The sequence below is a fragment of the Streptomyces sp. NPDC041796 genome, from assembly GCF_055590785.1.
In genome coordinates this window covers 22,957-38,683 of the sequence record NZ_JBVJAH010000028.1, presented here as the reverse complement: position 1 = coordinate 38,683, position 15,727 = coordinate 22,957, and the positions used below count along the sequence as shown (strand labels likewise).

General features: G+C 66.9%; 15 protein-coding genes and 1 pseudogene. 11 read left to right on the top strand and 5 right to left on the bottom strand.

Annotated elements, in window-relative coordinates:
* Positions 1 to 30 precede the first annotated feature (30 nt).
* Positions 31 to 993, bottom strand: a complete 963-nt coding sequence (gene istA / locus ACZ6C1_RS34995) for an IS21 family transposase (protein WP_469246867.1) — start codon at positions 991 to 993, stop codon at positions 31 to 33.
* Between the two features lie 177 nt (positions 994 to 1,170).
* Between istA and ACZ6C1_RS34990 the strand changes: the two genes are divergently transcribed.
* A complete protein-coding gene (locus ACZ6C1_RS34990; RefSeq protein ID WP_469246866.1) occupies positions 1,171 to 1,821 on the top strand; it encodes a hypothetical protein in 651 nt (216 codons plus the stop codon).
* 177 nt (positions 1,822 to 1,998) lie between these two features.
* On the opposite strand, the gene ACZ6C1_RS34985 is transcribed toward ACZ6C1_RS34990, so the two are convergent.
* Positions 1,999 to 2,466 carry a hypothetical protein gene (locus ACZ6C1_RS34985; protein ID WP_469246865.1) on the bottom strand — a complete coding sequence of 156 codons (468 nt, stop codon included), beginning with the start codon at positions 2,464 to 2,466 and terminating at the stop codon, positions 1,999 to 2,001.
* Between the two features lie 893 nt (positions 2,467 to 3,359).
* Here ACZ6C1_RS34985 and ACZ6C1_RS34980 point away from each other — a divergent pair.
* Positions 3,360 to 4,010: a hypothetical protein gene (locus ACZ6C1_RS34980; protein WP_469246864.1), complete on the top strand. Its 651-nt coding sequence runs from the start codon at positions 3,360 to 3,362 to the stop codon at positions 4,008 to 4,010.
* Between the two features lie 1,302 nt (positions 4,011 to 5,312).
* On the opposite strand, the gene ACZ6C1_RS34975 is transcribed toward ACZ6C1_RS34980, so the two are convergent.
* Entirely contained in the window at positions 5,313 to 5,816 is a 504-nt protein-coding gene (locus tag ACZ6C1_RS34975) for a ParB/RepB/Spo0J family partition protein (protein WP_469246863.1), read from the bottom strand.
* A gap of 202 nt (positions 5,817 to 6,018) precedes the next feature.
* Between ACZ6C1_RS34975 and ACZ6C1_RS34970 the strand changes: the two genes are divergently transcribed.
* The 4 genes from ACZ6C1_RS34970 to ACZ6C1_RS34955 all read left to right on the top strand — a co-directional run bounded on the left by ACZ6C1_RS34970 (position 6,019) and on the right by ACZ6C1_RS34955 (position 10,228).
* A complete protein-coding gene (locus ACZ6C1_RS34970) occupies positions 6,019 to 6,513 on the top strand; it encodes a hypothetical protein (RefSeq protein ID WP_469246862.1) in 495 nt (164 codons plus the stop codon).
* Positions 6,514 to 6,612: 99 nt separating this feature from the next.
* The gene (locus ACZ6C1_RS34965; protein WP_469246861.1) at positions 6,613 to 7,485 is read left to right on the top strand and encodes an FG-GAP repeat domain-containing protein; all 873 of its coding nucleotides are present in this window, start codon (positions 6,613 to 6,615) and stop codon (positions 7,483 to 7,485) included.
* Positions 7,486 to 7,912: 427 nt separating this feature from the next.
* A complete protein-coding gene (locus ACZ6C1_RS34960; protein ID WP_469246860.1) occupies positions 7,913 to 9,502 on the top strand; it encodes an outer membrane protein assembly factor BamB family protein in 1,590 nt (529 codons plus the stop codon).
* 363 nt (positions 9,503 to 9,865) lie between these two features.
* The gene (locus ACZ6C1_RS34955; RefSeq protein ID WP_469246859.1) at positions 9,866 to 10,228 is read left to right on the top strand and encodes a GNAT family N-acetyltransferase; all 363 of its coding nucleotides are present in this window, start codon (positions 9,866 to 9,868) and stop codon (positions 10,226 to 10,228) included.
* A gap of 461 nt (positions 10,229 to 10,689) precedes the next feature.
* On the opposite strand, the gene ACZ6C1_RS34950 is transcribed toward ACZ6C1_RS34955, so the two are convergent.
* Positions 10,690 to 11,298: a hypothetical protein gene (locus ACZ6C1_RS34950; protein WP_469246858.1), complete on the bottom strand. Its 609-nt coding sequence runs from the start codon at positions 11,296 to 11,298 to the stop codon at positions 10,690 to 10,692.
* A 41-nt stretch (positions 11,299 to 11,339) separates the two neighbouring features.
* Here ACZ6C1_RS34950 and ACZ6C1_RS34945 point away from each other — a divergent pair, with 41 nt between their 5' ends.
* The 4 genes from ACZ6C1_RS34945 to ACZ6C1_RS34930 are packed head-to-tail and all read left to right on the top strand — an operon-like array spanning position 11,340 to position 13,043.
* The gene (locus ACZ6C1_RS34945) at positions 11,340 to 11,921 is read left to right on the top strand and encodes a LysR family transcriptional regulator (RefSeq protein ID WP_469246857.1); all 582 of its coding nucleotides are present in this window, start codon (positions 11,340 to 11,342) and stop codon (positions 11,919 to 11,921) included.
* Positions 11,912 to 12,247 (top strand): hypothetical protein, encoded by a 336-nt coding sequence (locus ACZ6C1_RS34940; RefSeq protein WP_469246856.1) that lies wholly within the window; start codon positions 11,912 to 11,914, stop codon positions 12,245 to 12,247. The genes ACZ6C1_RS34945 and ACZ6C1_RS34940 overlap by 10 nt, the downstream gene beginning before the upstream one ends.
* A gap of 58 nt (positions 12,248 to 12,305) precedes the next feature.
* The gene (locus ACZ6C1_RS34935; protein WP_469246897.1) at positions 12,306 to 12,608 is read left to right on the top strand and encodes a hypothetical protein; all 303 of its coding nucleotides are present in this window, start codon (positions 12,306 to 12,308) and stop codon (positions 12,606 to 12,608) included.
* A 39-nt stretch (positions 12,609 to 12,647) separates the two neighbouring features.
* Entirely contained in the window at positions 12,648 to 13,043 is a 396-nt protein-coding gene (locus ACZ6C1_RS34930) for a hypothetical protein (RefSeq protein ID WP_469246855.1), read from the top strand.
* Between the two features lie 738 nt (positions 13,044 to 13,781).
* Here ACZ6C1_RS34930 and ACZ6C1_RS34925 read toward each other — a convergent pair.
* A complete protein-coding gene (locus ACZ6C1_RS34925) occupies positions 13,782 to 14,363 on the bottom strand; it encodes an esterase/lipase family protein (RefSeq protein ID WP_469246896.1) in 582 nt (193 codons plus the stop codon).
* A gap of 622 nt (positions 14,364 to 14,985) precedes the next feature.
* Here ACZ6C1_RS34925 and ACZ6C1_RS34920 point away from each other — a divergent pair.
* Positions 14,986 to 15,715: pseudogene (locus ACZ6C1_RS34920) on the top strand (methyltransferase domain-containing protein).
* Positions 15,716 to 15,727 lie beyond the last annotated feature (12 nt).

Genomic DNA, 15,727 nt, shown 5'->3' with positions numbered 1-15,727 from the left:
GGGTGCTTTCAGATAGGTCAGGAGCAAGGCTCATCGCGACACGTTGACTTGACAGGGAACCACATAGGGCGTCGCCGGCAAAGGCCTCAGGGCCCCGTGATCGCGGATCGCGCGGTGCCCGATCACCTCACCGTGGGTTCCGTGAGACTTCGCCCGGCGCAACGGCACCCAGGCGTTGAAAGCGTCCAGCTCCTCGATGGAGGAAAAGGACCGTCCCGCCAGGACATGGTCGCGGACGATCAGGACCTGCCGCTCGACCCGGCCCTTCCCGGTAGGGCGGTAGGCGGCCAGCACGTCGATGTCGAAGTCGTAGTGACCCGCGAATCCAACCGCTTCCGGGTGCAGTGGCACCGCCTCGCCCGGGGCGACGTGGCGTCGGACCACGGTCTTGGTTCGGTCGTAGACGATCGACATCGGCACCCCGCCGAAGTGGGCAAACGCTTGTCGGTGGCAGTCGAAGAAGGTGGCCAGGTCCTGGCTGGTAGTGAAGCAGCAGAACGGATCCCGCGAGTAGGACAAGGTCATGTGGAACGAGTAGACCTTCGGGATGCCGACGTGGGCGAGGATCTGCCCTTCGTCTCCCCAGTCGACCTGGGCCTGCGCTCCAGGAACGACCCCGAACCTGCGGTGCAGCCCGGCCAGCTCGCCCGGGCTGATGCCCATTTCCTCCGCGATCCGCGGCCGGGCCTCTTGCATGTAGAGCTTGACCCGCTGGTAGGTGCCGGTGAAGCCGTACTCGGCCACCAGCCGCTCGTGAACCACGGCACCCTTGATCAGAATCTCGGACCGCAGCATCGCGTCGATCAGAGGCGCAACCTCATCCACCATCCGCCGACGGCCATGTCCGGGCGCAACCCGACGAGGCGGCGCAACCGGGCCTTCAGGGGAGAGGTACTGGCGGACCGTGCGGCGGTTCAGCCCGGCCTCCTTGGCGATCTCCGACAGGCTCATCGCCCCGGACTCGAACAGCCCGCGGAAACGTCGAAGCTCCATCCACCGTTGCGGGTCCAAGACCACGGTCAGCCGCCCTCCGCCACCCTTCACAGGCCGGCAGCAGACTGCCCACGATCAACCCTCGGTACGTCCGGAGGTGGGCACGTTCATCAGCTCTGTCGCTGATCTTGTGATGCCAGCAGATAGAGTCGCCGAACAGATTGAGAGGTGTGACCGGTGAGCTCAACAGGGTTGTGGGTTGTCGGTGTCATCCCTGATGAGGAGGCCCGGGCACTACCGGATCGCTACATCCATCTCATACGGCAAGGCGACTGGGACAGGCCGCCGGGTTTCGGTGACACGCTTGCGTGGTGGTCGAACGGCAGTGACCAAGAGCCCTTCTTCGAGCACCCCGCAGATCCTTCCGGACCCTTGATACCCACGCCGGCCGCCCGGCGATTCGCGGACTTCGTCGACGACGCCAACGCACCCACAGAGGCAGCGGAAGCCATGCGGGATGCGAGCATGGCACTCATGCCCGAGACAGATGGCGCCGGTCTCTTCGTCGCGACTGCCCGCAAGGCGAACCCGGCTGCAGCCCTGTGCTACGGCCTCGGCGCAGAACGATCAGCGATGCTCCCAGGCTGGTTTGGCGATTTCCTGCTGTCCGCCGATGAAGTTCGGACCGCCCTGCCCCGGGCCGAGGAAGCCCTCCTCCTCTCCGACACACAGCGAAGCGAGGTCCTCACCCGGATCACCGCCTGGATGGCCGCGGTGGGCGACGCCCCCGACTTCGATGCGGCGGGACTCATCGACGCGCCACTGCGGGTTCTTCGGCTCGCTGCGGAGACCGGATCCGGCGCTACCGCATTCAGCCGCTGGTACTGACCGCGGATCTCGTGATCGGCTCCTAAACGCACGAAGCGTGTCATCACCCATCCCACGTGAGTACACAACGTCGTCACAAGATCAGCGACAGAGCCGATGAAGGCTCTGGCTCAACTTCTGTGGTGTGGCCACGCTGGTTTGATCAGCGGATGCCTGGGGGCACTGCGTGTCCCTGAGTCAGAACGGTGGGTCTTCGGAGTAGCCGCCTGTCCCGTCGGCCGCCCACCAGGAATCACGTTCCGCCTTGAGACGGGCGTAACGCTTGCGGGCTGCGATGTCGTCCGCGTTCTCCAGGTCGCTGGTCTCGTGGCCCCATGCCGTCATCGCGTCCAGGACGCGGTCTCGGTTGTAGCGGTCGGTGCTGGTGGCCAGCAGACGACGGGCATGGCCGACCAGCTCAGCCCGTTGCGCGGTGAGCACGGGGTGTTCTGCGAGGGGGATCGCGGCGACGAAAGCCGCCTCGCGTACCTCCGCGTTGTCGTGGCCGAGAAGAGGATGGACAGCGGAGAAGATCGCCGGGCGCAGGTCCCGGAACGCGCTCATCTCCTCGTACTCGTTGAGGAACTCCTTGCCAAAGTGGCGTTCGCCGATGGCGGCGCACTTGTCGCCGGCGTCGTAGGCGGTGGCGCTGAGCCACTCAAGCAACCTCACGAGGGTGGGGCGACGCGGTGGTGTGTCGGCATCATGGCCGAAGTCGCCTGCCTCGATTGAGCCGCGCCGATGTCATATGTGTCCGCGACCTTGGCCTTCCAGTTCACCTCGAAGCCGTCGAGCAGGTCAGGTGCGTGCGCGGCTATCGCCGCGTGCAAAGCGGGGATGCTGCGCTCTGGCATCGGGGGGACACGGTGGGGGTGTCCCGGGGCGGTTGTCACGGCGGTCCCTCCAGGGTCGGCACGCCTCACGATAGTAAGGTGCCCGTTCTGCGGAACGGTTTTGCGCGAAGAGCGTCGCAGGGATCGGCACCCGGAACTGCTCGGGGCCCGCGGCCCGGGGACGTGCCCGCAACAGCAGCGTGCTGTGTGGTCGTCCGACCCGGCTGCTGCGGCCTTGACTGTCCGGTTTGCCGCCTCGTCGCTGTTCCTCCGCCGTGGTGCCGCCGCCTCCGCTGTCCCTGGGTGGTGGGCCCCGCCCGCCGCCGTGCAGCCCCGCTGGTCAGTCGACTGCCGGTCACCGTCCGCCTCTCGCCCCCAGCAGCTCTCCCGCCGCTTGGCCGCCAAACCGGTTGGTCGGCCGTTAGCGCGGATCGTCGCGGCTGTGCAGAGCACCTGCCCCGGGTCAGGGCGCGACGTGCTCCTACTGCTGCCGCATCGTGGGAACCGGACGGTGCTGCCGTTCTGCCCTGCCCCCTACGGACAGGACTCCTCGCACTTCACAGCCTTCATGGACACTGGCCGTCCCGTCAGTTCGGTCCTGCTGCCTCTCGAACTGCGAGGCATCGGTGGGCCGACGGGAACGTTCATGCACGCGCGGGGGCGGCGCACCCCCTAGGCTGTGCGTGGGGGGCTCCAGGTGAGGGGACCCAGGGGGGCGGGAACAGGATGTCCGTAGAACGTCATATAGCGGGGATGCTCCAGCAGATCGCCCGTCAGCAGGACATCGTCGAGATCGCCCCCCAGGGCTCCACGCCGAAGGCGGCCGCCCTGGCGCACGTGGCAGAGCAGTACGGCTACACATACGGCATGGCGTACAGGACCGGGTTCAAGAACTCGCTCGTCCAGGTCCGGATGTACCGGGACTCGCAGCCCGACGCGCGCGTCCGCGAGGCGGCCACCATCACCGCCCATCCGCAGGCGGGCAACCGCGGGACAGTGCCAGGGTTGCAGCAAGGCTCCCTGAAACCGCGCCCCGAAGCGGTCGCTGCCGTGGCCGTGCTGAAGGACCTCATCGCCTTCGACGTCATGGCCCAGTACGTGGCCAACCGGAGCCAAAAGGTGGGCAGCTACCTCGCCTGCGCGGTTCTAACTCTCCTTCTGCTCATCGACAGGTCGCCGGTCGAAGCAATCGCCTCCGGCGGGGCGGTCGCGTTGCTCTTCACCGTGGCGTTCAGCGTGGGCGCGATCCGCCGCAGGAAGATCGCACAGCGGCTGACGGACGCCGGATTCCTCGCCGTGCGTGACGAACAGGGCGGCCAGCGGTTCCTGCGCCCGGGCCAGCAGTTGCCCGGCCACACCAACCCGTTCGCCGCCTGAGGCTTTGTTCTGCGGCGCAGGCAGCTGAACCCGGGCCATCTGGGTTCTTGGGATCCACACTGCACTGTCGTGGCTCCCGGGGTTTTGCGGCGGCGTACGCCGCTCCGGCGACGCAGGCCGCCAAGGAGTACGTGCCTCTCTACATCCCCGTCCAGCCCGGCCGCCATCCCCGTCCAGCCCGGCCGCCGCGGCCGGGCGTCACACCTGTGGGTCAGCACGCAGGACCACGCGAAGTACCTCGACGCCACCAGCGACTCCGTAGCAGATCCGCAGCCGGGAACCGTTGACGACAGCGACCCCGCCGCACCGGAACGCCTCCCGCTGAGCCGCCAATGCTCCTACCAACAAAGGCAGCAGGAGAAGGAGGGCCGCAGCAGCACGCCCCGGGACACCGTCGCCATCCTGCCCGCCGGCATCACCGTGCCGGATCCGGGCGCGCTCATCCCCTCTCAGACTTTCGGCGGCGACGCACGCCACTTCGGCCGTTACGGTCCCGGCTTCCGCGCCAGCACTGCCGCGTCCGGCCGGCCCCCCGCAGAGCCCACTGCCGCGGGGGCCGCATCGCCATTACCGCCGAACCACGGTCCAGCCCTTGAGTTGCCCGCCGAACACGTCGGACCGTGCGCGTCCTGCCGAGAGCCCACCCACCATGCACCCCCTGGCTCGCCTGCGACCTCACGTTCCGGCCCTCGGTCGACGGTCCACCATGGGCCCTGATGGACGACAAGCGCCCCCGGGTGCTGGAGCTGTGCCAGAACATTGCCCGCGACAAGTCCCTGGCATGGCTGGGAGAGCGGGGCAGGGTGAGGACTTCGTCCCAGGTCAACTTCTCCCGCCAGGCGAGGAGCGCTGCCGCTGTTCGCCTTCAGGGTCTCAGCGCCCACCAGGCTGGTACCCGGAAACGGACGGTGCTGACTACCTGCGCGGCCTACGGCGGGTCTGGCGGGATCTAAGCGGGCCCGCGTCGGTTGCACCGGCCGGGACGAGGTTGCGAGGTTGACGCAGACGGAAGGCGTCGCGTACGGGGTGGAGAAGTACGTGATCGACTTCTGGCCGAAGGTCTGACGTGCGGCCGGCGCCCGGCGCGCCGCTGCGCGGTCACGTCCTCGTTGGCGAGGCGCTCGAAGGACAGGTCGTAGTCCCTCATGTGTTCCCACGAGCCAGGTTTCTGGTCGCGCATCAGCGAGCGGGACATCAACAGCAGCCGCGCCAGATCATGGTGTCCGACGCGCACGGTCCGCGTGTCGTGGTCGTAGCCGTACGGGCTCTCGGTGCCGGTCTTCTTGGGCATCGCGCTTTTCCTCATCCGCTGACGGTGCCGAGAAAGGGAGCCTTGCGGCTGCGGCGAGTGGTGACCATCTGCCGGGCCTCCCCGATGCCGAGGGTGTTGTCCTCAAGGGCTGCCTGCTGGTCAGGAGTCAGTTTCAGGAGCGCAAGGCGCTGAGAGGCCGTCGCCGGGCTCCACCCCAGACTTCGGGCGAAGGCGTTCTGGCTTTGCGTCTGTCCCGGCGCGTTGAGCGCGGCATGGAACAGCTGTGCCTCGTCGAGCGACCCCAGGTGGTCGTCGTGACCATGTCTGCGCAGGACGAAGGCAGCGATGGAGTCAGGAGGCATGCTGCGGACCCATACGGGGACATGGGGCAGTCCGAGGGCCCGCGCGGCCTCCAGCCAGTGGTAATCGCTGATCGCTACGTAGGAGAAACGCCGCGGGACAGAGTTGGTCTGAGTCGGCAACCTCTGCAGGTAGTCGTCGCGAGAGACCACCGTGACGGGGTGCTCCACCCCGTACTTGACCACCGACTCCATGAGCCGCGCTGCCTTGGCCGGGTTGTGGCGGGGGCGCTCAGGCCACGAGATCACCTCGGATACGGGCTGCTCTTCGATAAGTCTCGTCACGCCGTGGCCAACGAGCAGGCCCTGCCCCTTGTCTTAGGCCATCCGGGTCTGCCTCACTTTACGGCAGGGACGATGTACGGTTCGTTACCGTGCCAGAACGTGGCTCGGAGCCTTGGTGGTCGTGATCGTGGCGGGCGCGATGTTCGTCTTGCGGGACCGGAAGGAAGCGGTGGAGCGGGAATCGCTTCGCCTCGCCGCCGAGAGCATCTTCCAGGCCAGGGCCGACAAGAAGGATGCGGAGTGGCGGCGGCATGCCGCCCCAGCCGGACGTGTGTGGAGTGAGGCACGGGCGAAGGTCACATTGAACCGGGTGGAGATGCAGGGGAAGCACGCCAAGGTCTGGGTCCAGGAAATCACCACGCCCTATACGACCAACAGCTCCGGCGCCGATCTGCGGCCGGACGTTCCCTACGCGGGGCAGTACATCTATGTCTTTGAACCGGCCGGCGACACCTGGACGCTTGTCAAGGACGTCACAAGGCAGGAGTTCATCGACAACGGACCAAGGGCTCGAGAATGCACCCGAAGCGACAGGGCATCGCACCGGCATCCGGGCCCAGCCGAGGACCGTGGACGGTGCAGACGTTGCCGCGGCGGGCATCGGTAGGCTGCGGCGGAGCCGGAGGAGGTTCCGGGAGGGCGGCTGTCACCAAGTGGCTAGCCGTGGGCTTGTTCCTTCGGATTTTTCATTCTGGGGAGGAATGGTATGAACGTGAAGTTGGCCGTGGTGGTGGGTGCTGCGGTAGCGATGGCTGCATCACTGCTTGCAGGGCCGGCAGCAGCGGCAACGGCCCCTGGATGGCGAGACTTCTCTGGACCGGCGGACGGTTACGGTGAACTCGTCGTCATCAACCCGGACAGCAGTGCCTCGTTCTTCTGGGGGAATGGTGCCGGTGGGCTGCGCGCCCACCCCGTCTACTGGGGCGAAGGAGTGGGCTTCAACCATTTCGTTCCCTTCAGCGACCTCACCGGGGATGGGTGCAACGACCTTCTCAGCCGACGGACGAACGGCGACCTGTACCGGGAGGAGATTCTCTGCTCACCCGGCATGCGCGGGCAGGTGGAAACGAGCCGACGCCTGGGCACCGGCTGGAACCAGTTCAACGTCCTCACTTCGCCAGGAGACATGACGGGCGACCGCCGAGCCGATCTCATCACGCGCCAGACCACGACCGGTGACATGTACCTGTACGCGAACGACGGGACAGGCGGGCTCAAGGCCAAGGGCCGCATTGGTACGAACTGGAAGCTCTACCGTGCCGTGCTGGGAGCCGGCGACCTCAATGGGGACAACATTGGCGACCTCCTCGCGGTCGACCGGAACGACTCACTGTGGCGCTACGACGGAACTGCCGCCGGAACACTCAAGCCCCGCGCCCTTGTGTTCGGCAACCGGTGGGCCACCGGCCGCAACGCGTTCGTGGGCGTCGGCGATATCACCGGAGACGGACGGCCTGACCTTATCTCCCGGAACGCCGCAGGCCAGTTGCTGCGCAATACCGGCAGCGGAACCGGTACATTCCGCTCCACCGTGAAGATCGCCACCGCCGGCTGGGACCGTTACAAGGCACTGTTCTGAGCACAACAAGTCGTCGTGCGGGGCCAGCCGGTTCCGCACGCGGCTGACACCCGCCTGACGGGACTGAGCACGCACCCAACACCGCCCGCGCATGCTGGACTCCGAGCCGACAGCGACTCGGCGGACCCGCCACTCATCGATCGCGCACGCGAAACGGGCGCTCGGACGGCGCCCCGGTATCGCCGATCTCGTCGGCGTCCGGTGAACCTGCCGCCGGCGGCTCCGCCTCCCGGCGTAGCCTCGCCCGTCCGTCCTGAAGCTGATTGCCCCGAGCGTGTCCGTCGCCGTGCCTCCGCCTTGACCGTGCCCGTCGCCCGCCGCCCGCCGTCCGCCGTTTGCCTGACGGGCCGTTGCCCCGTGCACCGGAGCTGGCGTCCGACCTGCAGACGATGTGCGGATCGGGCAACCGGTGCGGCACAGCGCCACGATGAGGCTCATTTGGCAGAACGCTCCGGTATCGGCAGGATGCTCAAGTCCGCCGACAGCGTCCTGGAGCTCTCCTGTGTCCCAGCCTTTTCCGCACACGCCCCAATACGGGGGTTTCCCGCCCCCTCCGTCCGGTCCTCCCCGTCCGGTGCCGTCGCCCGAGCCGCCGCGGCGGCGGACACCGGCAGTGGTGGCGTCCGTCGTCGCCGGGGCGCTTCTCGTCGGCGGTGTGGGGTGGGCTGTCAGTGACCGCGGGCGGGCGGATGCCGACGCGTCCTCCGACAAGCCTGCGGCGGCCAGTCCCTCCCCCAGCGTCCCGGCGGGACCTGTTCGTGCCGCGCCGGCGTGGGAGGTGCCTGCGCCCAAATTCGGTCCGGACGAGCGACCGGTCTCCGCTCATGGGGCGTGGTACGTCGACGGGACGTACGTCACCGGGGTCATGCGCGGCGTGAAGGGGTACGACCCGGCTTCCGGCGCGGTGAGGTGGACCGTGCCGCTCACCGGTGACCTGTGCGCCGCGTCGCCGACAGCCACCAGCAGCGGGCAGATCGCCGTCTCCTATACCGCCGATACCGGAGTGAAGTCGCCGTGCTCGGGCTTCGCCGTGATCGACGCGGCAGCCGGAAAGGTGGTCTGGAAGACCAAGCTTCCGGGCGTGCGAATCCGGGGACTCGGACTGAGCGTCGCGATCAGCGAGACCACCGCGGCCGTCGGCTGGCCGCGCTCCAGCGACGCCGAGGGCGGGGGGTCGTTCGGGTTCGACCGCGCCAAGGGCACGGTGATCTGGGACAAGTCCGCACCTGGCGGGGACGGCGAGGAACACCGCAGCGCCGGCCAGGGGCTCGTCACCCACAGCTTCGGCCCGGAGCACGAAGACCTCGCGATCCCGCGCGAGCAGCGGTTCGGTGTCCGCGATGCCGTGACCGGTAAGGCGACGTGGCAGTACACGACGCGCGGGCTGGGGGCATGGATCGTCTCGGCCGATCCGCTGATCGTGGCCGTCGACACCGGCTTGCAGGACTACCCCTACGATCCGAACACGCTGCGGTCTCTCTCCGCGGACGGGACCGTCCAGGCGGAGTGGACGCTGCGCACGAAAGCGCTCGGCAGCGACCGCTACATCCTGGGTTGCGGAGATCACAGCTACCGCGCCTGTGCCAGCGCGGTGACCGCGAACGGCATCCTCTACCTCGCAACGGACAACCCGGTCGGCACCAAGGGCGAGATCCATGCCTTCGACGCCCGGACGGGCAAGCGCCTGTGGGCGTTCACTCCTGAAACCGATCACCGCAGTGTCGGGCTGGTCCCGCTGGCGGCGGACGCCGAGAGCGTGACCGTCATGACCCGCCCGGACAGCATGCGCGGCACGAAGGTGTACCGCGTCTCGGCGCGGGACGGATCGGCACGTCTGCTGTTCGAGACCATGTCCTCGACGTCCGGCTCACTGCCCGAGGAAGACATGTACGGAAAGTACACAGAAGACCCGGTCATCTACGCCGACGGACGCCTGTTCTTCCACCGCAACGACTTCCAGGACCTCATCGCCGCGCCCATGACCATGGCCCTCGCGGCCACCGACGATCGCCGGTAGGCCGTGCGGACGGTGACCGCCCGCCGGCGGTCTGCCGGGCAAGGTGACCGCCTGCCGACCGTCCGCCGGGCACCACGCCACCATCCGGTTGATCCGCCGCCGGTCAGGGTCGCGAAGAGCTCGTAACAGGATCACGTGCTGTGACTGAGCGTCACAGTTGGCCGGGTTGGCCAAGCAGCGCGCTCAGGGCGCCAGCTTGGCCCGCCCTGAGTTGCTCGATGCCCGAGTCATGCGGTACTGAGATCGGTCGGCCAACCTCCCTCGATGGCCGGATCGCTGCCCGCGGGGACGTTCACGGCCACCAATGCTGCGGCCTCGCGAGCACTGAGCCGAGTTCCGAGCACATATGACTGAGCCACCAGCTTGTCCAGCGCGCCACCCGCGACACCCTCACTCCCAAGGCAGCAGGGACGGACGATCCTGTTGGCTGATGCTGGCGACACCGTGGCCGGGACGGCGGATTGCATCGTCATACCGAACCTCACGCGCGGCGGCCGGGCCATCATGCTCGTGGAGAACGTCGTGGTGGCCAGCTCTTTCCAGCGGCGTGGTGTCGGCCGTCAGCTGATGGAGTCCGCCGTCCAACTGGGGGAGTCGGCTGGCTGCTACAAGGTCCAGCTGCTGGCGGCGGATGACGAGTACGTCCACACCTTCTACGAAGCGTGCGGTTTCAAATCCCTGGCAGAGGGCTTCCGCCGCTACATCTCTCAGAAGCCTCGCCGTTGAGGCGAGGCCTGCCGACGAGGCCCTGCTCTCATTTTCTACACCTGCCACCGCCTACTGCTTGCCTCGCAGTCGCGCGGCGTGTACGCGGGCTTCCGCCGCTTGCTCGGCCGCCCCCGGGGGTGCCGTCCTCCAGGGCGATCCGCTCCAGGAGGTTCGCCTTGCGCTCGATGACTGCGGCTCGTTCGGCGTCGCTGGCGTCGGAGTCCATCAGGCGCTGGATGGCGGCGAGAACCTGGTTCATCTCTATGACGGCCCTTCGGAGGGCCAGACGCTTCCGCTAACGCCAATGTGTCCGTGGGCGAAGCCAGCGGAGCGCAGCTTCGCCCTGAGCCCGCTGAAATCCACGCAGGGTTGGCAGCCCCGGCGGGGCGACCTGGACGGACTGGCGAAGGAAATAGCCAGCCATGGCGATCAGGACTGTGGTGACGTCCTCTGGATGAGCACCTTGGGCGTCAAGGTGCTCATCGAGGAGGTCGATCGCGTCCGGGGCACTCTGCATGATCACACTCGGACCCATAGCGAGCACGTCGAACCACGCGGCTCCGACCGCGGCCCAGGGCCACGACCATGACCTGGTCCACGGTCAGCAGCACGTTGTCCGCCCGCAAATCTCCGTGGACCAAGGCACTACCAGCTGCGGCTGCAACCCAGCCGCCTTCTCGCTCGACGAGACGTTCGAGATTGCGCCGCGCCCAAGGGTCGAGCCAACTCAGGTCGTCAGCCCCCTCCTTAGGCGCAGCCGACAGACGGCGCCAGCCCTGGAACTTCTCACGGAATCGATCAGCGACTGTTGGCGCCTCATGGCCAAGCTCTCCTTGCCCGGCCCCGACCCCGCGGACATCGACGTCCCCCGCCTGCACCAGCTCGTCCGGCAGCGCAGGCACCCCGTCCACCATGCCGCTCAGGTCCTCGGCACGACCATCGACGCGGTCCGGCACGTTCTGGATGAACACCCTGCCCCCGAACTCCCACCGACGGAGAACGCCGTCAGAGCCACCGGCCGCATCCGCCAGCAAGCCCGCCAACGCCTCCCGAAAGAACACTTCGCCCAGCTCTACCTCGATGAACACCTCTCCATAAGATCGCCACCCTCCCAGGCTTCTCCCGCAAAGTGCTGACCGAACTCGCCAAAGAGTACGGAATCGCCCTCCGCAACGGTCTGCAGGACTACAGGCACCGAAGGATCATCGAACGGGACTGGCTGATCGAGCAGTACGTCCACCGCCGCCGAACCTTGCCCGACCTGGTCGGGGAGACCGGCATGAGCACCGCGAACATGGCCCGATGGGCCCATACCCACAATATCCCCCTCCGCCCCCGCGGCAGAGCCAGCCACCACACCGCTCTTCGCCTCTCCGACTGGGCCGCAGACCTCCCCACAATCTTGCGAAAAGCGTTCACCGGCCCCCACGCAGGCCAGCGACTCTCCCGCTTCCTCGCCGTCTACTCCTACCCCACCCTCACTGAAGCCGCCCGTGACCTCGGCATCCACGAGACCACGCTGGTGATCCAGATCAACCGGCTCGAACGAGACCTCGGCCAGCCCCTGCTCGAACGAGCTCAACGTGGCACGGCCATGAAGCTGACCCGCTTCGGAAAGCGCGTCGTCACGGCGGCCCGGAAGATTCCGGCTGAGACGGACCTGTTGCACGGCGCTAGAGTCCCACAAGTGGAGGAGGGAAGATGGCGCTGAACAAGAAGGGTTCCCGGCGCATAACCGTTGACGGGATCGAGTACCGCTGGCGGATCCGCAGGAAGCCCTCCTACATGCAGGGACTCTGCTGGACGGCAATGACCTACGCAGTCGAAGCGGCCGGCGCCAGCCAGCCGGGCACGACCTTGATCGTCACCAGCGGCCAGGCCCACCCCAGTAACTGGGTGGGCGTCGAGACGGAGCCCATTCGTCCAGCTTACGTTGCTGCCAGCATTCGAGAAGCACGGGATCAAGGCTGGAATCCAACCCGGGTCGGCTCTCCTTTCCAGCTCGACCGATCCGCTGGATTCATCGCTCAACCATGAGACAGAGCGGAGTAGCGCAAGGCATCTGGCGCGGCATCATGGCCAGGTGACCACATGGATGCGCTGCTACTGGGACGAGGACGACACCTGGTTCTACTTCGAGGTCGACGCCGACGGCTGGGTGATCCGGCAGGTCGAACTCGAAGGGCCTGAACTGATCCCGATCGCAGCTGCCTCCCTCGCCGAATGGCAGGGGGCCTGCGACGCAGGCCGCCTCGACGGGTACGACAGCAGGTTCGGGATCACAGCCGAGCTGCCCGTCTCGGAATGGGAAGGCCACGACCCCGAACTACTCACCTCCGAGGAGTTCGAGGAAGTCTGGGGGACTGCCCGTCGCCAGGTTGCATCCCCGCCCGGCTGACCGCTCGGCCCCGCGGAGGCTTCTTGGCATCATCGCGGCATGAGCCCGACCCTTCCCCGCACCGTCCGAGCCGTCGACACCGCTCAGCTCCTGGACCTGGCCCAAGAGGCCGCCATGCATGGCTTCAGCCAGCGGCTCCCGGTCGACTGGCTAAGAGAGCACCTCGCCGCAGAGGCGACGCACTACCTGTTCCCGACGCTCGTGCAGCGGCTCACGCACCGTCCCGAGATGCCGCTGCAGTGGAGGTGCCAGCAGCTGCTGACCGTCAGCACCGGCGAACAGATCTGGGGTCTCCTCGACGTCCTTCCCGACACCTTCGACAAGATCCCGGAGACCCTGGACACGGCCTCCAAGAAGGACATTGTCAACCGCATCGAGCAAGCAGTGAAGGTGCGGGAGTGGATGGAACGGACGGTCGCCGATGCAGGTTCATGAGGTCCGGCGCAGCTGGCTGGACGGTCTGAGGAAATGACACCGCTCTGAGACAGCCGTTAGCCGACACAGCGTGAGACTGAACGGAACGTCCAGGTCGCAGCGTCGGCGCATGACACCGAAAGTGAGAACTTACAGGAGACCGTGTAGCGTCTCAAATTTCGTGGCACAGTCTCATTCGATCTTGGCACATGGCGGCACATCCATGAGACGAGCAGGTCAGGAGCCTCTGCCCTCTCGAAGCCGTTGAGGAAGTGCCACGTTTCGTGAGACTGAGCCGTGGGCCATCGCTGTGAGACAGCTTGAAATCGCTGGTCATAGGCCCGGCCTGCGCCACGGACCGCGAGATCCTACAGACCTGTAAAATCCGTGATTTCGTGCGGACTGTCGGCGGATCACGAGCACCGTTCGAGCAAATCCGGGCGACCATGAGCGATGCTGATGTTCCGTAGTGGTGAGGAGCCGGAGGCGGCTGCGGCGGCTGCCGATCCGTGCGTCCCTGGCCGGCGCTCGCCCGGCGTTACCGGGCCACTGGGCTTCGCGAGCTTGATTGAACAGTGCTGCTGCTTCACCGAATACCTGTGGGCGCACGACTTCGCCCCGCTGGATAGCCGACGGGGCGAAGTCACGAGGCGCGAATCGACCAGCGTCCGTGGTCAGGTCAGGCCCCTGCGAGGTTACTACGAAGCGCCGATCAGCGAGGGGGCGATGCCACGTGCTCGTTCCGCCATTCGCGTTGGATCACCACCGCGACTCCCAGTACAGGGCATGGCCAGCCGCATGCACGGGGGGTGCCCCATTCGTCGTGTGCTTCCAAGACGACCCGAAGTTCGAGTAGTACAGGGATTTGGCACCAGTGGACAGCACACGCAGCTCGCTGTGATCGATTTTTTCGGACTTGGCGTAGCGCACGAGGTGTTGCGCGCCGTCGGTCGTCGGGGCAGCGCTACGGAAGTTACGGATCCCCACAGTGGTGTCGGCGTTGGACCCGATGAGCGTCCAGTCGGTCCCCTGGGCAGATTGCGGCAGCTTTTCGGATTGCAGCCAGTTTATGAACCCGGAGCCGATCTGCATCTCCTTGCATTGCAAGGACCACGACCAGCAATCGCTGCGTAACCCGTGGTGCGGAGTTCCAAGGGTCACTGCGTCCTCGACGAAGATGTAGTCAGGCCACCTTTCCGTTGCTCCGTAGCGCTTGACACCGAGCAGGGCGGCCCGCACGATCAGTCCACCCATGGAGTGGCCCACCAGGTCAACACTCTTCCCCTGGCTGGAGTAATTGTCGTAAATATCCCAGGCCAGGCGGCGGCCGAGCTCCTGCAGGGAAACGTCACGAGTGCCGTCAAACCGCGCTAGGTTGACGTCGCAGCCGGTGTCGAACCGGTAGAAGCCGACTTTGCGAAACTGAGACTCTTGTGCCCACCCCCCCCGACCTCATCGCTTCGGTGAAATCGTCCCACCGGCTCGGGCAGCTAACACCCGGCGGCAAGAACTGCGCGGGAAAGAAGCCCTTAACGAGATAGACCGTCTCGTTGGAGCTGTTGTTGCGCGGCGGTGGCGTCGGGCCGGGAGCCGCGGTCGCGCCATCGTTCCAGCAGTACTCCGGCCCTTGGGCTCGCGCATACATCGACCGGCCATGCAGCGCGGGCCGAGAAAAGAGTTGTCCGGGGCGTAGGGCGCTAGGTCGTGTCTCCCAACTCTTCTTGGGCACTGAGGCATGACGGTCTTCGCCGTGCTCGTAGGCTTATGACGTGGCATTCATGAGCACCCCGCACTGCTGCTTCCTGTGAGGGGAAGGCGCTGAGAGCGACGCCGGATGGCGTCGCCCTCCTTGGTGTGCCTGCTGCGCGAACCGCGTCCCGATGCTGCCGTTCCTTTCTGAGGCAGTGACGCTTTGATCGCGCAGGCACGATCCCTTCCCTTCACCTCTTGCCAGGAGTGTCTCGTGCCCGTGTCGCTTCCCCCTGCCTTCGATCTGTCCCTCGACCTGCTGCGTTGCCCGGCGTGCCGTATGCGCCGCCTGTACCCCGACCACGGTGCACTGCGTTGCCCGGTGGGCCATACTTTCGACATCGCCCGGCACGGCTATGCCAGCCTGCTGACGGGCACCCGCGTCACCAGTGGACGTGGGGTGCGGCACGGGCTACTACCTGGCCGGCATACTCGACCAGCTGCCCGGCGCCCGCGGTCTGGGGATGGACACATCGGGGCGCGCACTGCGCTTGGCAGCCCGTGCCCACGACCGAGCCGCCGCGGTGGCCTGGGACGTCTTCCGTCCCTTCCCGCTGGCCGACGAGGCGGCCGATGTCGTGCTGAACGTGTTCGCCCCACGCAACCCGGCCGAGTTCCGCCGCGTCCTGCGCCCGACCGGCAGGCTGATCGTGGTCCGACCCACCGGACGGCACCTGGCCGAGCTGCGTGGGCAGGTGCCTGCGATGGTCACGATCGACCCGGCCAAGGAACAGCGCCTGGATCGGGCGCTCAACCCGTTCTTCGAGGTCGCGGTTACCGAACAGGTGGAGTACTGCGCGTCCTTGACCAGGCTGGATGCCCTGAACCTGGTTGCGATGACACCGAGCGCACGCCACGTGAGTCGTGCAGACCTGAATGACAGCAGCGTCCTGCCCGACCAGGTCACCGTCTCCGTGCTGGCCACCGCTTACCAGCCTCGGTGACCACGAGCGGGC

Coding starts and splice junctions, on each gene's coding strand:
- istA (WP_469246867.1), bottom strand. CDS start 993: ATGGAGCTTCGACGTTTCCGCGGGCTGTTCGAGTCCGGGGCGATGAGC.
- ACZ6C1_RS34980 (WP_469246864.1), top strand. CDS start 3,360: ATGTCCGTAGAACGTCATATAGCGGGGATGCTCCAGCAGATCGCCCGT.
- ACZ6C1_RS34975 (WP_469246863.1), bottom strand. CDS start 5,816: ATGGAGTCGGTGGTCAAGTACGGGGTGGAGCACCCCGTCACGGTGGTC.
- ACZ6C1_RS34965 (WP_469246861.1), top strand. CDS start 6,613: ATGAACGTGAAGTTGGCCGTGGTGGTGGGTGCTGCGGTAGCGATGGCT.
- ACZ6C1_RS34960 (WP_469246860.1), top strand. CDS start 7,913: ATGAGGCTCATTTGGCAGAACGCTCCGGTATCGGCAGGATGCTCAAGT.
- ACZ6C1_RS34940 (WP_469246856.1), top strand. CDS start 11,912: ATGGCGCTGAACAAGAAGGGTTCCCGGCGCATAACCGTTGACGGGATC.
- ACZ6C1_RS34935 (WP_469246897.1), top strand. CDS start 12,306: ATGCGCTGCTACTGGGACGAGGACGACACCTGGTTCTACTTCGAGGTC.
- ACZ6C1_RS34930 (WP_469246855.1), top strand. CDS start 12,648: ATGAGCCCGACCCTTCCCCGCACCGTCCGAGCCGTCGACACCGCTCAG.